15 protein-coding genes, 3 tRNA genes and 1 pseudogene are annotated in these 13,785 nt (G+C 69.6%); 1 reads left to right on the forward strand and 18 read right to left on the reverse strand.

Features of this window, described 5'->3' with window-relative positions; all coding sequences use genetic code 11:
- From ACYVOM_RS05905 to ACYVOM_RS05950, 10 genes are all read right to left on the reverse strand, one after another.
- Window positions 1-1,032, reverse strand: a complete 1,032-nt coding sequence (locus ACYVOM_RS05905) for an ABC transporter ATP-binding protein (protein ID WP_460302183.1) — start codon at window positions 1,030-1,032, stop codon at window positions 1-3.
- Window positions 1,033-1,513: 481 nt separating this feature from the next.
- Window positions 1,514-1,903 carry a 50S ribosomal protein L7/L12 gene (gene rplL, locus ACYVOM_RS05910; RefSeq protein WP_460302184.1) on the reverse strand — a complete coding sequence of 130 codons (390 nt, stop codon included), beginning with the start codon at window positions 1,901-1,903 and terminating at the stop codon, window positions 1,514-1,516.
- 66 nt (window positions 1,904-1,969) lie between these two features.
- Window positions 1,970-2,521, reverse strand: coding sequence for a 50S ribosomal protein L10 (gene rplJ / locus ACYVOM_RS05915; RefSeq protein WP_460302185.1), 552 nt, complete (start codon window positions 2,519-2,521; stop codon window positions 1,970-1,972).
- Between the two features lie 343 nt (window positions 2,522-2,864).
- Window positions 2,865-3,674: an LppX_LprAFG lipoprotein gene (locus ACYVOM_RS05920; RefSeq protein ID WP_460302186.1), complete on the reverse strand. Its 810-nt coding sequence runs from the start codon at window positions 3,672-3,674 to the stop codon at window positions 2,865-2,867.
- A 132-nt stretch (window positions 3,675-3,806) separates the two neighbouring features.
- On the reverse strand, window positions 3,807-4,610 hold the full coding sequence (locus tag ACYVOM_RS05925; RefSeq protein WP_460302187.1) for an LppX_LprAFG lipoprotein: 804 nt from the start codon (window positions 4,608-4,610) through the stop codon (window positions 3,807-3,809).
- Between the two features lie 226 nt (window positions 4,611-4,836).
- Entirely contained in the window at window positions 4,837-5,553 is a 717-nt protein-coding gene (rplA, locus tag ACYVOM_RS05930) for a 50S ribosomal protein L1 (protein ID WP_460302188.1), read from the reverse strand.
- A 95-nt stretch (window positions 5,554-5,648) separates the two neighbouring features.
- The gene (gene rplK, locus ACYVOM_RS05935; RefSeq protein WP_460302189.1) at window positions 5,649-6,080 is read right to left on the reverse strand and encodes a 50S ribosomal protein L11; all 432 of its coding nucleotides are present in this window, start codon (window positions 6,078-6,080) and stop codon (window positions 5,649-5,651) included.
- Window positions 6,081-6,227: 147 nt separating this feature from the next.
- Entirely contained in the window at window positions 6,228-7,034 is an 807-nt protein-coding gene (gene nusG / locus ACYVOM_RS05940; protein WP_460302190.1) for a transcription termination/antitermination protein NusG, read from the reverse strand.
- Window positions 7,035-7,088: 54 nt separating this feature from the next.
- Window positions 7,089-7,331: a preprotein translocase subunit SecE gene (secE, locus tag ACYVOM_RS05945; protein ID WP_460302191.1), complete on the reverse strand. Its 243-nt coding sequence runs from the start codon at window positions 7,329-7,331 to the stop codon at window positions 7,089-7,091.
- Between the two features lie 104 nt (window positions 7,332-7,435).
- A tRNA-Trp gene (locus ACYVOM_RS05950) sits at window positions 7,436-7,508 on the reverse strand.
- 156 nt (window positions 7,509-7,664) lie between these two features.
- On the opposite strand from ACYVOM_RS05950, the gene ACYVOM_RS05955 reads away from it, so the two are divergent.
- Window positions 7,665-8,687 carry an adenosine deaminase gene (locus ACYVOM_RS05955; RefSeq protein WP_460302192.1) on the forward strand — a complete coding sequence of 341 codons (1,023 nt, stop codon included), beginning with the start codon at window positions 7,665-7,667 and terminating at the stop codon, window positions 8,685-8,687.
- On the opposite strand, the gene ACYVOM_RS05960 is transcribed toward ACYVOM_RS05955, so the two are convergent.
- The 8 genes and pseudogenes from ACYVOM_RS05960 to ACYVOM_RS05995 all read right to left on the reverse strand — a co-directional run bounded on the left by ACYVOM_RS05960 (window position 8,684) and on the right by ACYVOM_RS05995 (window position 13,763).
- The gene (locus ACYVOM_RS05960) at window positions 8,684-9,742 is read right to left on the reverse strand and encodes a UDP-N-acetylmuramate dehydrogenase (protein ID WP_460302193.1); all 1,059 of its coding nucleotides are present in this window, start codon (window positions 9,740-9,742) and stop codon (window positions 8,684-8,686) included. The genes ACYVOM_RS05955 and ACYVOM_RS05960 overlap by 4 nt on opposite strands.
- 129 nt (window positions 9,743-9,871) lie before the next feature.
- On the reverse strand, window positions 9,872-10,297 hold the full coding sequence (locus tag ACYVOM_RS05965) for a MaoC family dehydratase (protein ID WP_460302194.1): 426 nt from the start codon (window positions 10,295-10,297) through the stop codon (window positions 9,872-9,874).
- A 2-nt stretch (window positions 10,298-10,299) separates the two neighbouring features.
- The gene (locus ACYVOM_RS05970) at window positions 10,300-10,737 is read right to left on the reverse strand and encodes a MaoC family dehydratase N-terminal domain-containing protein (RefSeq protein WP_460302195.1); all 438 of its coding nucleotides are present in this window, start codon (window positions 10,735-10,737) and stop codon (window positions 10,300-10,302) included.
- A 173-nt stretch (window positions 10,738-10,910) separates the two neighbouring features.
- On the reverse strand, window positions 10,911-11,075 hold the full coding sequence (rpmG, locus tag ACYVOM_RS05975; RefSeq protein WP_106397297.1) for a 50S ribosomal protein L33: 165 nt from the start codon (window positions 11,073-11,075) through the stop codon (window positions 10,911-10,913).
- Window positions 11,076-11,157: 82 nt separating this feature from the next.
- Window positions 11,158-11,231 (reverse strand) — tRNA-Met (locus tag ACYVOM_RS05980).
- 110 nt (window positions 11,232-11,341) lie between these two features.
- A tRNA-Thr gene (locus tag ACYVOM_RS05985) sits at window positions 11,342-11,414 on the reverse strand.
- 222 nt (window positions 11,415-11,636) lie between these two features.
- Window positions 11,637-13,004: pseudogene (locus ACYVOM_RS05990) on the reverse strand (alpha/beta fold hydrolase); the annotation flags it as partial.
- A gap of 72 nt (window positions 13,005-13,076) precedes the next feature.
- Window positions 13,077-13,763 (reverse strand): FadR/GntR family transcriptional regulator, encoded by a 687-nt coding sequence (locus tag ACYVOM_RS05995; protein WP_460302196.1) that lies wholly within the window; start codon window positions 13,761-13,763, stop codon window positions 13,077-13,079.
- Window positions 13,764-13,785: the final 22 nt, after the last annotated feature.

Here is a 13,785-nt window from a genome sequence, read left to right on the forward strand (position 1 = left end):
TTACAGGCCTTTCCCGACGGGTCCTGCCGCGTCGGCGGTGGTGGCGCCCATGCTGGCCACGTAGCGGGGCCACTCCTGGACCCAGTCGCGGCCGAGGTCGTCGATGAACGATCCGGGCGGCGGGGTCACGCCGTTGGCGCGCAGCCACGCGCCGGGCGCGTGCTGGGTACGGCGCACGCGGCCGTCGGAGGGCATCAGCTGGGGGGCGATCGGGGGGAGTTTGCCGGGGTCGCTGCCGAGCTTGGCCTCGGCCTCCAGCTCGCTGACGTCCTTCTCCTCGGACATGCCGATCGGCCCTACGCGCCGCGCGTTGAGGAACTGGCGCACGACCGGCTCCTCCGACGACAGCAGCATCTCGCGCTGCCCGAACATGATCAGCTCGCGCCGGAACAGCAGGCCGATGTTGTCCGGGACGGTCCGCGCGGTGTTGATGTCGTGCGTGACGATGAGGAACGTCGCGCCGATCTGCGCGTTGAGGTCGACGATGAGCTGGTTGAGGTAGGCGGTGCGGACGGGGTCGAGGCCCGAGTCCGGCTCGTCGAAGAGGATGATCTCGGGGTTCAGCACCAGCGCGCGGGCCAGGCCGGCGCGCTTGCGCATACCGCCGGAGATCTCGCCCGGGAGCTTGCCTTCGGCGCCGAGGAGACCGACCATCTCCATCTTCTCGAGGACGATCTTGCGGACCTCGGTCTCGTTCTTCTTCGTGTGCTCCCGCAGCGGGAACGCGATGTTGTCGAAGAGGTTCATCGAGCCGAAGAGCGCGCCGTCCTGGAACAGGACGCCGAACAGTTTCCGGGTCTCGTACAGCAGGTCCTCGGGGAGCTGCGGCAGGTTCCGGTCCCCGATCCAGACGTTGCCGCGGTCGGGCTTGAGCAGCCCGACGAGGGTCTTCAGGAACACGGACTTGCCCGTGCCCGAGGGACCCAGGAGAACCGAGATCTCGCCTTCGGGCAGCGTCAGCGAGACGTCTTCCCAGATGGTCTGTCGGCCGAAGCGCTTGGTCAGCCCTTCAACACGGATTTCGACGCCCACTCGTCACCTCTCGTCCAGCCGGGGGGATTCCGGAACCATGAGCGAGTAGCAGCTCCGTCGTCACGCGGTGTCAACTCGGCGTGACTACCGGCCAGTAGCCTGTGTCCGGTTTCACTAATCTAGTGCCGAATCATCAAAAGGGAAGGGCCGGGACCCCGTTTTCGAGGTGGAAGACGACGACGTAAGACAATCGTTACTTACGGAACTCCAGTGATTATTGGGCAGTGATAAAACACGTTCCGCCGATGTGCGCCCACCGCACACCGGAGACGGTCCCGGCGCTCGCGATCCGGGTCGCCGGATGTCCGGCACCGGTCACCGCCGGTGACCCAGATCACCTGCTCTTTCTTTCGCCGGGCGACGCTCCGGCCCCGCGGCGCCGCACCGCTTCGCCCGCGAAAAGCAGAACGGCCGGCCGCCCCAGTGGGGCGACCGGCCGTTTCCGTGCTGCAGCAGCACGAACGCTCTGAGAGCGGGGGCCTTACTTGACCGAGACGGTGGCGCCGGCGGCCTCAAGGGCGGCCTTGGCCTTCTCCGCGGTCTCCTTGTTGACCTTCTCCAGCAGCGGCTTGGGAGCGCCGTCCACCAGGTCCTTGGCCTCCTTGAGGCCGAGGGAGGTCAGGCCACGGACTTCCTTGATGACCTGGATCTTCTTGTCGCCGGCGGCCTCGAGAATGACGTCGAACTCGTCCTTCTCCTCGACCTCGGCGGCACCGGCACCGGCGCCACCGGCGGCGGGGGCGGCGACCGCGACGGGCGCGGCGGCCTTGACGTCGAAGGTCTCCTCGAACAGCTTCACGAACTCGGAGAGCTCGAGAAGGGTCATCTCCTTGAACGCGTCGAGCAGCTCTTCGGTGCTGAGCTTCGCCATGATTTTTCCTCCGGGTATGGCTTCTTGCTTATGGTCTGTAGACCACGGGGATCGAGAGGTCCGGCCCTATTCGGCCGGAGCCTCCTCGGTGACGGTGTCGGTGGCACCCTCGGCGCGCTTGGCGCGCAGGGCCTCCGACAGCTGGGCGAGCTGCGTCGGCAGCGCGTTGAACAGCGCCGCGGCGTTGCTCTGCGAAGCCTTGAGCGCACCGGCGAGCTTCGAGAGGAGAACCTCACGAGACTCGAGGTCGGCCAGCTTGGTGACCTGGTCGGCGTCGAGCGGCTTGCCGTCGAGGTAGCCGCCCTTGATCACCAGCAGCGGGTTCGCCTTGGAGAACTCACGCAGGCCCTTGGCGGCCTCGACCACGTCGCCCTTGACGAACGCGATGGCCGAGGGGCCGACGAGCAGGTCGTCCAGGCCCTCGACGCCGGCGTCCTTCGCGGCGACCTTGGTCAGCGTGTTCTTCACAACGGAGAACTTCGCGGTGTCACCGAGGCTGCGGCGCAGCTCCTTGAGCTGAGCCACAGTGAGCCCGCGGTACTCGGTCAGCACGGCGGCGCTGGAGCTGGAGAAGTCTTCCTTCAGCTCCGCGACGACCGCGGACTTGTCCGCCCTCATGGGACTCCTTCATTCACGGGGACCACTCCTCGCTTTCGCGGGGAGCCGACCGCCGGAGCAAAGGCCCCTGAAACACACAAAGCGCCCCGGCGCAGATGCACACGGGGCGTCACAGGAAAAAACCATGTGAAGCTCGGGTTCACCTACGCGGGCCGCCCTGAGATGCCTCAGGACTCTTCGACTGCCATGCGGCAGTGACCGGCGGTCTTCGGTTGCACCACACATTACGTCATCGCGCCGCGACCGCCAAATCGAATCCCGCGGCACCCGGACGCGACACGGCAGCGACAGCGTTCGAGGGCCCGGCGCACCCGCCGGGCCCTCGGAGGACGGGGATCCAGGGTCAGGGGATCTTGATGTCGCCGACCTGGTCGGCGGGGGGCGCGGCCACCGAGACCTTCGAGCCGTAGTCGCGGAAGACCACCTGGACGTCGAAGGTCTTGTTCTCGCTGGTGGTCACGTGGGTGACGACCTTGCGCGGCAGGTCCTCGCCGTCGGTCCAGATGTCGAAGGACAGCTTCTCCGAGCCGTTGCTGAGCTGCTCGGCGGCCTGCTTCAGCTCGGGGTCGTACTTCGTGATCGCCTGCTTGATGTCGACGGTGCCCTGGTAGTGCACGGTCTGGACGCCGTCGATCTCCTCCTCGCCGACGCGCTTCACGTCGGTCGAGTCCGAGACGATCTTCGCGAGGTTGCCCGGGTCGGCCTGCTGGAACTGCTTGACCAGTTCGTCCGGGTCGAAGCCTGCCGCGCTCGCGACGTCCCCGACGCCGATCTTCATCCACGGCTTGCCGCCGCCGAGGAACTGGGCGAGCTGCTGGTTGCGGACGTAGACCGTCTCGTCGAGCAGGACCACCTGGGTGCCCGCGGCGGGGATGTCCACCCCGGCGACGGCGAAGGAGTCCATGTCCACCGAGAAGGCGGGGGCGGGCTTGAGCCGGAACGAGCCGGTCGCGTGGGCCTTGCCCGCGCCGGAGATGGTCAGCTCCGCGGTGAAGGTCTCGACCTTCTCCGCCTCCACGGCAACCTGGTCGAGGGCGGTGACCGCGCTGACGTTCTCGGCCGGGAGCCCGGAGTCGGACGCCGAGCCGGAACACGCGCTGAGCGCCAGTACGAGGGAGGTGCCTACCGCGGCACCGGCAACGAGCTTCTTCATGCCACGCAGTCTGCCCGCCCGACCCGCCCCGCCACATCCCCCGCCGGAACCAACCGGCGGCTCTTCCCGTCAGCCTCCCGGCGTAGGGGCTCCCCCGTGAGGGCCCCGGAAACCCCGGGGCCCTCACGAAGGTCAGGAGGCGGGCGTGGAGGCGACCTGGTCCGCAGGCGGCGCGGTGACCTTCACCGGCTCGCCGAAGTCGCGGAAGAGCATCGTGAGCTCCGCGGGGACGCCGTCGGCCGTGATCGACGCGACGGCCTTGCGCATCAGGTCGTCGCCGTCGATCCAGATCTCGAACGAGACCACGCCGTCGGCGCCGAAGGAGGTGGCGGCCTCCTTGGTGGCGGGGTCCGCGGCCAGCGCCGTCGCGTCGATCGTGCCCTTGTAGCGCACGGTCTGCACGCCCTCGACGCTCTCCTCGCCGACGCGGACGACGTCGGTGGACGCCGCGAACAGCGTGGCGAGCGTGTTCGGGTTCGTCTGGTTGACCGGGGCGAGCGCGTCGTCCGCGCCGGCCGCGGCGGCGGCGTCCGCGAGGTCGACCTTCATCCACGTCTTGCCCGGGACGATCTCCTCGCCGCCCATGTTCATGTACATGACCCCGTCGACCACCACCATGGAGATCGACCCCTCGGCCCCGGCGTTCATCTCCAGGGAGACCGCGGCAGTGGGCTTGGTCCGGATGTGCCCGACGCCCTTGACCGTCGTCCCCTCGGAGACGACCGTCAGGTCCATCACGAAGGACTCCACGCCCGCGGTGCGCGCGGCGACCTTCTGCACCGCTTCGACTGCTTCGGCCGCACCGGCCGGCGCGGCCGGAGCGGCGGCCGAGGGAGCCCCGGCCGTCGTTTCCTCGGAGCCGGACTCGGTGGAGCAGCCCACGAGCCCGAGAACGAGACATGTACCGGCGACGGTGCCGGCAACCCACTTCTTCATGCCCGAATTATCCTTTTCGGGCATCTCAAGATCCCTTCAGACCAACCCTGATTATAACGAATTCACGCAGAACTCATCTTCATCCGCTCAGGCCGCGGACGGGCTCGTGGGGGTGGAACCGCCGAAGGCTCTTCGCCCCGGTAACGCGGAAGGCCCGCGGGGGTGAACCCCCGCGGGCCTTCGGTGACGCGGTGTCCTTCGCGGGCGAAGGACGGGCGCCGGAGACTTACTCGCCGTCGAGCTCCGCGGTGAAGCCGCGGGTGACCGACGGGTCCACCGGGATGCCGGGGGCCATCGTCGAGGTGACGGTGACCTTCTTCAGGTAGCGGCCCTTGGCGGCGGACGGCTTGAGACGCAGGATCTCCTCGATCGCGGCCGCGTAGTTCTCCACGAGCTGGCGGTCGTCGAAGGACGCCTTGCCGATGATGAAGTGGAGGTTGGCGTGCCGGTCGACGCGGAACTCGATCTTGCCGCCCTTGATCTCGGTGACGGCCTTGGCCACGTCCATCGTCACGGTGCCGGTCTTCGGGTTCGGCATGAGGCCGCGCGGACCGAGGACGCGGCCGAGGCGACCGACCTTGCCCATCATGTCCGGGGTGGCGACCACGGCGTCGAAGTCGAGGAAGCCGCCGGAGATCTGCTCGATCATGTCGTCGGCGCCGACGAAGTCGGCACCCGCGGCGCGGGCCTCGTCGGCCTTGGCGCCACCGGCGATCACGAGGACGCGGGCGGTCTTACCGGTGCCGTGCGGCAGGTTCACGGTGCCGCGGACCATCTGGTCGGCCTTGCGCGGGTCGACGCCGAGGCGGGTGTTCACCTCGATGGTCGGGTCGAACTTGGTGACCTTGGTCTCCTTGGCGAGACGGACGGCGTCGAGCGGCGTGTACAGCTCGTCGGCGTTGATCTTCTCGGCGGCGGACCGGTAGGCCTTGCTGCGCTTCATGCTGCTCCCCTTTCTCGGGAGTTCGTGGTGTTAACGGACCGCGCAGGCCCTACCACTGGGTGACGGGCCGTGCCGGACGGCACGGCCCGGGGGTGCTACTTGACCTCGATGCCCATGGAGCGGGCGGTGCCGGCGATGATCTTCGCGGCGGCGTCGATGTCGTTGGCGTTGAGGTCCTTCATCTTGAACTCGGCGATCTCGCGGAGCTGGGCCTCGGTGATCGAGCCGACCTTGGTCTTGTGCGGGACCGCGGAGCCCTTGTCGATGCCGGCGGCCTTCAGGATCATCTGCGGCGCCGGGGGCGTCTTGGTGACGAAGGTGAAGGAGCGGTCTTCGTAGATGGTGATCTCGACGGGGATCACGTTGCCGCGCTGGGCCTCGGTCGCAGCGTTGTACTGCTTGCAGAAGTCCATGATGTTCACACCGTGCGGACCGAGCGCGGTACCGACGGGCGGCGCGGGGGTCGCGGCGCCAGCGTTCAGCTGGACCTTGACGATGGCGCTGACCTTCTTTTTGCGGGGAGGCATGGCGCCTTCCTTTCGTTCCAGATTGCTTCGGCTCCGACTCCTGCTTCACAGGCAACATCCCCGGCTGGAACGTGAGCCGGGGATGTTGGAGCCCTTGGGCCCCGCGCCTAGAAGGCGCGGAAGACTTATACGAGGGTACCTGCCAGGTCAGATCTTCGAGACCTGGTTGAAGGAGAGCTCGACCGGGGTCTCGCGGCCGAAGATCGAGACGAGCACCTTGAGCTTCTGGGTGTCGAGGTTGATCTCGTTGACCGTGGCCGGGAGCGTCGCGAAGGGGCCGTCCATGACGGTGACGGACTCGCCGACCTCGAAGTCGACGGTCGCGGCGGCCTTGGCGGTGGCCTTGGCCGTCTGCGCCTGCTCGGGGGCCTCGGGCGCCAGCAGCTTGGCGACCTCTTCGAGGCTGAGCGGCGACGGCTTGTTCGACAGGCCGACGAAGCCGGTGACGCCGGGGGTGTTGCGGACGGCGCCCCAGGACTCGTCGGTCAGTTCCATGCGGACCAGGATGTAGCCCGGCAGGACCTTCTCGTTGACCTTCTGGCGCTTGCCGCCCTTGATCTCGGTGACCTCGTGCTGAGGGACCTCGATCTGGAAGATGTAGTCCTCCATGTTCAGGGTGCCGGTCCGGGTCTCGATGTTGCTCTTGACCCGGTTCTCGTACCCCGCGTAGGAGTGGATGACGTACCAGTCGCCCGGAAGCATCCGCAGCTCGCGCGTGAACTCGGCGACCGGGTCGACCACGGGGGCCGGCTCGGACTCCTCGTCCTCGTCGGACTCGTCGGCTTCGCCGGACTCCTCGGCTTCGCCGGACTCGTCCGCGTCGTCGGCCGGGGTCTGCTCGCCCTCGTCGTCGAACCCGGTGTCCTCCGCCTCAGCGTCCTCTCCCTGCGGGAGAACCTCATCCGACAGCGGCTCCTGCGGGAGCTCGTCGTGGAACTGCGAGGACTCGGACACGGCGGTGACTCTCTCTCTACGGGGACGGGTGGTGGAGCGCTTCGCTCGTCTCTTCTAGGCGAAGAGGGCGAAGATGGCCTCCTGAAGTCCCCAGTCGAGCAGCGAGACGATGCCGATCATGACGAGGACGAAGACCAACGACACGATCGTGTAGTTGATGAGTTCCTTGCGAGTCGGCCAGATGACCTTACGCAGCTCGCCGATGACCTGGCGGATGAAAAGAGCAGGACCGGTGCGCTTGCGCTTCGCGGGCTTGCCCTTGTCCTCGGTCGCGGCGTCGCGGATGTCAGTCGCCATCTCACCCTCGTTCGGATTGATCGTCCGACACGGCGTGGTATCCGCCGCGCGTGCATTTCACTCTATGCGCGCTCACGTGCGGCTGGGAACGTGAAGCTGCTCCGCAGGGCAAGAGGGACTCGAACCCCCAACCGCCGGTTTTGGAGACCGGAGCGCTACCAATTGCGCCATTGCCCTACAGCGGGCGTGCTCGCGCACCGCCCCGCTAGGGCAGCAGCATACGTGCCAGAGCGCGCCACGTCGAACCGGGACGGCGGCGGCGCGTCTAGTCCTTCCGGGTGGTTCCGCCCCGACAACCCCATGAACCCCTGTCTGATCAGGCAGGATTGGGAGATGGAGCGCCGTGACCTGACACTGTTGCCCAAGGCACATCTGCATCTGCACTTCACCGGATCGATGCGGCACAGCACCCTCGTGGAGCTGGCACTCCGGCACGGCGTGCGCCTGCCGGACTCACTCGTCACGGAGTGGCCGCCCGCTCTGCGCGCCACCGACGAGCGCGGCTGGTTCCGCTTTCAGCGGCTGTACGACCTGGCCAGGTCGGTCCTTCAGAAGCCGGAGGATCTGATCCGGCTCGTCCTGGAGACCGCCGAGGACGAGGCCGCGGAGGGCTCGGGCTGGCTGGAGATCCAGGTGGACCCTTCGGGATACCAGAGCCGCTTCGGCGGGCTGACGCCGACGCTGGAGCTGGTCCTGGAGGCCGCCCGCCGGGCCGAGGAGGCCACCGGGGTCGGCATCGGGGTGATCGTCGCGGCGAACCGGACCCGGCATCCGCTGGACGCGAAGATCCTCGCGAGGCTCGCCGCGCAGTACGCCGGCCGGGGCGTCGTCGGCTTCGGGCTGTCGAACGACGAGCGGCGGGGCAGGCCGTACGAGTTCGAGGGCGCCTTCCGCATCGCGGGCCGGGCGGGGCTGCTGCTGGCGCCGCACGGCGGTGAGCTCCAGGGCCCCGAGTCGGTGCGGCCGTGCCTTGACCTGCTGCACGCCGACAGGCTCGGCCACGGCGTGCGCTCGGTCGAGGACCCCCGCCTGGTCGAGAAGATCGCCCGGCTGGGGGTGACGCTGGAGGTCTGCCCGGCCTCGAACGTGTCCCTGGGGGTGGCCCCCAGCGCCGCGGAGGTGCCCGTGCGGAGCCTCTTCGAGGCCGGCGTGCCGATGGCGCTGGGCGCCGACGACCCGCTGCTGTTCGGCTCGCGGCTCGTCACCCAGTACGAGCTGGCGCGCAGCGAGCACGGCTTCACCGACGAGGAACTCGCAGAACTCGCCCGCTCCTCCATCCGCGGCTCCGCCGCCCCCGACGCGGTCCGCAAACGGCTCCTGGGCGGCGTCGACGACTGGCTCGCGGCCCCCGCCTAGCGAGCGCCGAGGCCGTCCTCGTCGAGGCTGAGGCCGATGAAGACCGGCTCGTTGACGAGGGTCACGCCGAAGGCCGCGCGGACGCCTTCGCGGACCTCGCGGGCGAGGGCGACGAGGTCGGCGGTGGTCCCCTCGGGGCCGGGGTTGGTGAGCGCCAGGGTGTGCTTGGTCGACAGCCGGACCGGCCCGCGGGCATGGCCCCTGGTGAATCCCGCGCGGTCGATGAGCCAGGCCGCGGACGTCTTGGTGCGGCCGTCGGGCTCGGGGAAGGCGGGGAAGCCCTCCGCGCGCTCGGTGAGGGCGGCGAGCTCGGCGGGGGTGAGGATCGGGTTGGTGAAGAAGCTGCCCGCGCTGCGCGTGTCGGGGTCGGCGGGGTCCAGGACCATGCCCTTGCCCCTGCGCAGTTCCAGGACCGCCGCGCGCACGTCGGCGAGCGGCGCGCACTGCCCCGCCTCGACGCCCAGGCGGCGTGCGAGCTCCGCGTACTTGACGGGCCTGGACTCGCCCGTCTCGGCGAGCTCGAAGGTGACGGACAGCACGACGTGCCTGTCGTCCCCCTTGAAGGCGCTGTGCCGGTAGGTGAAGGCGCACTCTTCGGCCTTCAGCGTGCGGATGGCGTCGTCCTCGCGGTCGTAGACGCGGACCTCGGTGATCGTCTCGCTGACGTCCTGCCCGTAGGCGCCGACGTTCTGGATCGGGGTGGCGCCGACCCTGCCGGGGATGCCGGACAGGCATTCGAGCCCGGCGAGCCCTTCGGCGACGGTCCTGGCGACGAGCGCGTCCCAGTCCTCGCCCGCCTGGGCGGTGACGGTGCCGCCGTTGATCGCGACGCCGCGGGTGGCGACCCGCACGACGGTGCCGGGGAAGCCCGCGTCGCTGACGACGAGGTTGCTGCCGCCGCCGAGGACGAGGACGGGCTCGCCGTCCCGGTCGGCGGCGCGCACCGCGGCGACGAGGTCGTCCTCGGTGGTGACCTCGACGAAGGTGCGGGCGGGCCCGCCGAGGCGCAGGGTGGTGTAGCCGGACAGGAGGACGTCCTGGCAGTGGACGTTCATGTCTCCCCCTCGGTCGCGCGGGCTTGGGTGGATCGCCGTTCAGTGGATCCGGCTGCAGTCGATCGCGGCCTCAGGAGGCCGGGGGCGAGGCGCGCACGCGCGAGAGCCGCGTGCGCGCACGACCCGGGTTCAGGCTAGCCGGACGACGGCCTTGGCCTGGCTGAGGACCTTCTGGTCACCGGAGCGGGCGGTGAGGCCGACGACGACCTTGTTGTCCTCGAGCTTCTCCTCGACGACCCCGCTGATCACGATGGTGTTCCCGGCCTGGTGCGGCACGGGGACCATGCCGGCGAAGCGGACGCCGTAGTCCAGGACGGCCCCGGGGTCGCCGACCCAGTCGGTGACGAACCTGCCGCCCTGGGCCATGGTGAACATGCCGTGCGCGATGACGTCGGGCAGGCCGACGGACTTGGCGAAGTGCTCGTCCCAGTGGATGGGGTTGAAGTCGCCGGACGCGCCGGCGTACATCACGAGGTTGAGCCGCTTGACGTCGTACTCCCGCACCGGGATCTCGGTGCCGACCTCGACCTCGTCGTACTTGACGGTAGCCGCCATGATCACGCCCCCCGCTCGACGATGGTGTTGTAGGTGGTGACGACGAGTTCGCCGGCGGAGTCCCGGATCTCGGTGACGATCTTCAGCAGCTCGTTGCGGCCCGCCTTGCGGATGTCGGCGATGGTCGCCTGGGCGGTGAGCGCGTCGCCGGCGACGATGGGGCGCTTGTACTCGAAGCGCTGCTCGCCGTGGACGACCATGGCGTAGTTGAGGCCCAGCTCGGGGTCGGCGAAGTAGTCGCCGCCGAGGGAGAACGCGATGGGGAAGGTGGGCGGGGCGACCACGTCGGGGTGGCCCGCGGCCTTCGCCGCCTCGGTGTCGCGGTAGATCGGGTTGCGGTCGCCGATCGCGTCGGCGAACTCGCGGATCTTCACCCGGGAGACCTCATAAGGAGGACTGGGCGGGAAAGTCCGCCCGATGAAATCGGTGTTGAGTGCCATGCCGCTTTCCTTCCGAGTCTCTTCGGACCTCGGTCCCCGGGGGTGGCGAGGGAACCGTTCGCGCCTAGTGGGGAAGGTAACAGAATGACGTTCGGCCCGTCCCCGGCGGGTGCGCCTGGGAACGGGCCGAATTAGGCAAGCGCTCGGTTTACCCGAGCCATCGCCGACCGCGACTAGCGGGTCTCGCGGTGGGCCTGGTGGCACCGGCAGTTGGGGCAGTACTTCTTCAGCTCCAGGCGGTCCGGGTCGTTGCGCCGGTTCTTCCGCGTGATGTAGTTGCGGTGCTTGCACTCCTGGCAGGCCAGCGTGATCTTCGGCCGAACGTCGGTGGCAGCCACGATGGAGTGCCTTTCTGCTCAAGGGATTCGGACATACTGATCCGAACACGTCCCGGGGGGACTTTGGTGTGATCGGATTTTGTAGCGAGGGCCGGACTTGAACCGGCGACACAGCGATTATGAGCCGCTTGCTCTGCCTGACTGAGCTACCCCGCCATGACGAGGCCACTGATGGCACTGATAAGAGTACCTGACCCAGTGGTCGCCCGAAACACAGTGAACGCCCGACCCGATGCGGGCCGGGCGTCTACTTCAGTGTTTCTCCGAGCCCCTTTACGGAATCGAACCGTAGACCTTCTCCTTACCATGGAGACGCTCTGCCGACTGAGCTAAAGGGGCTTGCGTCGTGCTCGCAGGGAAAACAATACACGCTCCCGACCCCTTGCGCGAACCGGATAACGGGCGGTCCGTTCCGGGGGTCGTCGCGACGGTGTTGCGGCCGGTCCGGCCTGCTCTTTCGGCGTCCCGCGCGGCCCCTTCGCCGTCGTGCGCGCGGTCCCGGCAGGCGGTGCCGCCCTCGGGCGGTCTCCCCGAGAGCAGGAATCCGTCCACGACCCCTCTCGTGCAGTCGCCCATCGGGTAGAACCCGTGGCCGCCGGACTCGTTGACGACCAGCGCGCTGCGGTCGAGCCTTCCGTGCAGGGCCCGCGCCCAGTGGACGGGCGTCGCGGCGTCGTGGCTGTTGTGCACGAGCAGGATCGGCGGCGCGCCCGCCGCCCCGAGCGCCCTGCCCGCCTCCGGCAGGGACGGCACGGGCCAGTCGACGCAGGCGAGCCACTGGGACTCGACCTGCCTGCCGAACAGGGGCGCGACGGCCATCGCCTCGTCGCCCGCGCGGGCCGCGGCCTCCGCGGTGCGCTCCTCCGGACGCAGGTGCGGGCAGAGCACCGCGTGGTATCCGGCGGGGACGGTGCCGGCGCCGCCTCCCGACTCGGTCTGCTCGGCGGTGAGGGCGCGCAGGGCCGAGCCGTCGCCGCGCAGGGCCCTGGCCAGCGCCTGGGCGACCTTGGGCCAGGACGCCTCCCGGTAGGTGGCCAGTTCGATCACCCGCAGCAGTTCGCGGCTGGTGACGGGGGTGGCTCCCGCGGCGGTCCGCAGGGGGCGCTCGTCGGTCCGCGCGATCATCCGGCCCAGCCGGGACAGGATGTCGGTGCGGTCCTTGCCGAGCGGGCAGCCTCCCTGGTCCACGCAGGTGGCGACCATCACACCGAACGCGGTCTCGAATCCGACGGCCTGGGCGGACGGGTCCCCCGGCCATCCGGTGGGGTCGGCGACGGAGTCGAGGACCATCCGCCCGACGGACCGGGGGAACAGATGGGCGTAGAACTGGCCGAGGACCGTGCCGTAGGAGGCGCCGTAGTAGTTCAGGGCGCGCTCCCCGAGGACGTGCCTGACGATTTCGAGGTCGCGCGCCACGTCGGGGGTGCGGGCGTGGCCGAGCAGCGCGCCCCCGGTCGCCGCGCAGCTCGTCGCGAAGGCCCGGGCGTAGTCGGCGGTGGAAGGCGCCTGGTCCATCGCGGTGGTCTCCGCGCAGGAGACGGGGTCGCTTTCGCCGACTCCCCTGGGGTCCATGCCGATGATGTCGTAACGCGCGCGCAGGCCGTCGGAGAAGAACGTGCGGGCGCGGTAGGCGAAGGCCAGGCCGGACGAGCCCGGACCCCCCGGGTTGGTGACCAGTGCGCCTCTGCGGTGCGCGGGGTCGGCCGCGGGCAGCCGGTTGAGCGAGAGGGAGACAGTGGCTCCGTTGGGGTCGGCGTAGTCCAGGGGCGCTTTGACGCGGGCGCAGGAGAAGGAAGGGTCGTGGGCGCAGGGCGTCCACACGGGGCGCTGTCCGTAGAAGTCGCGCAGGGGGTCGGCGGGCGGGGGCGCGAAGGCGGGGAGCCAGGCGATCGCCAGCCCTGCCAGAGCAAGCCAGACACGCACGCCCATCCGGCTTCCCCCGAAGCTGTCCGATCGTGAAATTCCCCCTACGGAACGTAGTGATTCCCGCGCTTTGTCCGGTTAAGCCTGCGAGTCCCGGCTCGCCCGGTCGAACAGCGCCCACTCCCGGGCGGCGGCCTCGGCGTCGCCGGCCCGGATGGCGGCCACGAGCCTGGCGTGGTCGACGTGCCGGTCGGGGGTCAGCTCGCCGGCGAACAGGTCGCGCAGCTCGGCCCGGAAGGAGTCGCCGAGATCGGCGTAGATGGCGCTGAGGGCGGGGTTGTGGGCCGCGTCGACGACCGCCCGGTGCAGCGCGGCGTCGGCCTGCACGAAGTCCTCCAGTTCCCCGGTCCGCTCGGCGTGCGCCCAGGCGCTCTCGCGGCGGGCCAGGAGGATGTCGAGGTACGCCAGGTCGGCGTCGGTGCGGCGGAGGGCGGCGAGGCCCGCAGCCGACCTCTCCAGCATCATCCGCACCTCCCGCACGTGCGCGTGCCCGACGTCGGCGAAGCTGCGGCGCATGACGCCGGCGAGTTCGCTGGCGGCGAGCACGTAGGTGCCGGAGCCCTGGCGGATGTCGAGGAGCCCGTTGTGGGCGAGGGCGCGGACCGCCTCGCGGAGAGTGCCGCGGGCGACCCCCAGCTGCTCGGCGAGTTCGGGTTCGGTGGGGATCCGGCTGCCGACCGGCCAGCGGCCCGCGGTGATCTGCTCCCGGAGCTGGGCGGCGACCTGCTCGAACAGCGGCGTGCGCCGCGGGGACGACAACGTCATGAGGGCATGCTCCCAGCAGTCG

This window comes from Actinocorallia aurea (assembly GCF_054783995.1).

Bases quoted from the DNA above. Each gene is read 5' to 3' on its own strand.
- ACYVOM_RS05925 (WP_460302187.1), bottom strand. From the start codon at position 4,610: ATGAAGAAGTGGGTTGCCGGCACCGTCGCCGGTACATGTCTCGTTCTC.
- ACYVOM_RS05965 (WP_460302194.1), bottom strand. From the start codon at position 10,297: ATGGCGGCTACCGTCAAGTACGACGAGGTCGAGGTCGGCACCGAGATC.
- ACYVOM_RS05970 (WP_460302195.1), bottom strand. From the start codon at position 10,737: ATGGCACTCAACACCGATTTCATCGGGCGGACTTTCCCGCCCAGTCCT.
- secE (WP_460302191.1), bottom strand. From the start codon at position 7,331: ATGGCGACTGACATCCGCGACGCCGCGACCGAGGACAAGGGCAAGCCC.
- ACYVOM_RS05955 (WP_460302192.1), top strand. From the start codon at position 7,665: ATGGAGCGCCGTGACCTGACACTGTTGCCCAAGGCACATCTGCATCTG.
- ACYVOM_RS05995 (WP_460302196.1), bottom strand. From the start codon at position 13,763: ATGACGTTGTCGTCCCCGCGGCGCACGCCGCTGTTCGAGCAGGTCGCC.
- rplL (WP_460302184.1), bottom strand. From the start codon at position 1,903: ATGGCGAAGCTCAGCACCGAAGAGCTGCTCGACGCGTTCAAGGAGATG.
- rplA (WP_460302188.1), bottom strand. From the start codon at position 5,553: ATGAAGCGCAGCAAGGCCTACCGGTCCGCCGCCGAGAAGATCAACGCC.
- ACYVOM_RS05960 (WP_460302193.1), bottom strand. From the start codon at position 9,742: ATGAACGTCCACTGCCAGGACGTCCTCCTGTCCGGCTACACCACCCTG.
- ACYVOM_RS05920 (WP_460302186.1), bottom strand. From the start codon at position 3,674: ATGAAGAAGCTCGTTGCCGGTGCCGCGGTAGGCACCTCCCTCGTACTG.
- rplK (WP_460302189.1), bottom strand. From the start codon at position 6,080: ATGCCTCCCCGCAAAAAGAAGGTCAGCGCCATCGTCAAGGTCCAGCTG.
- rplJ (WP_460302185.1), bottom strand. From the start codon at position 2,521: ATGAGGGCGGACAAGTCCGCGGTCGTCGCGGAGCTGAAGGAAGACTTC.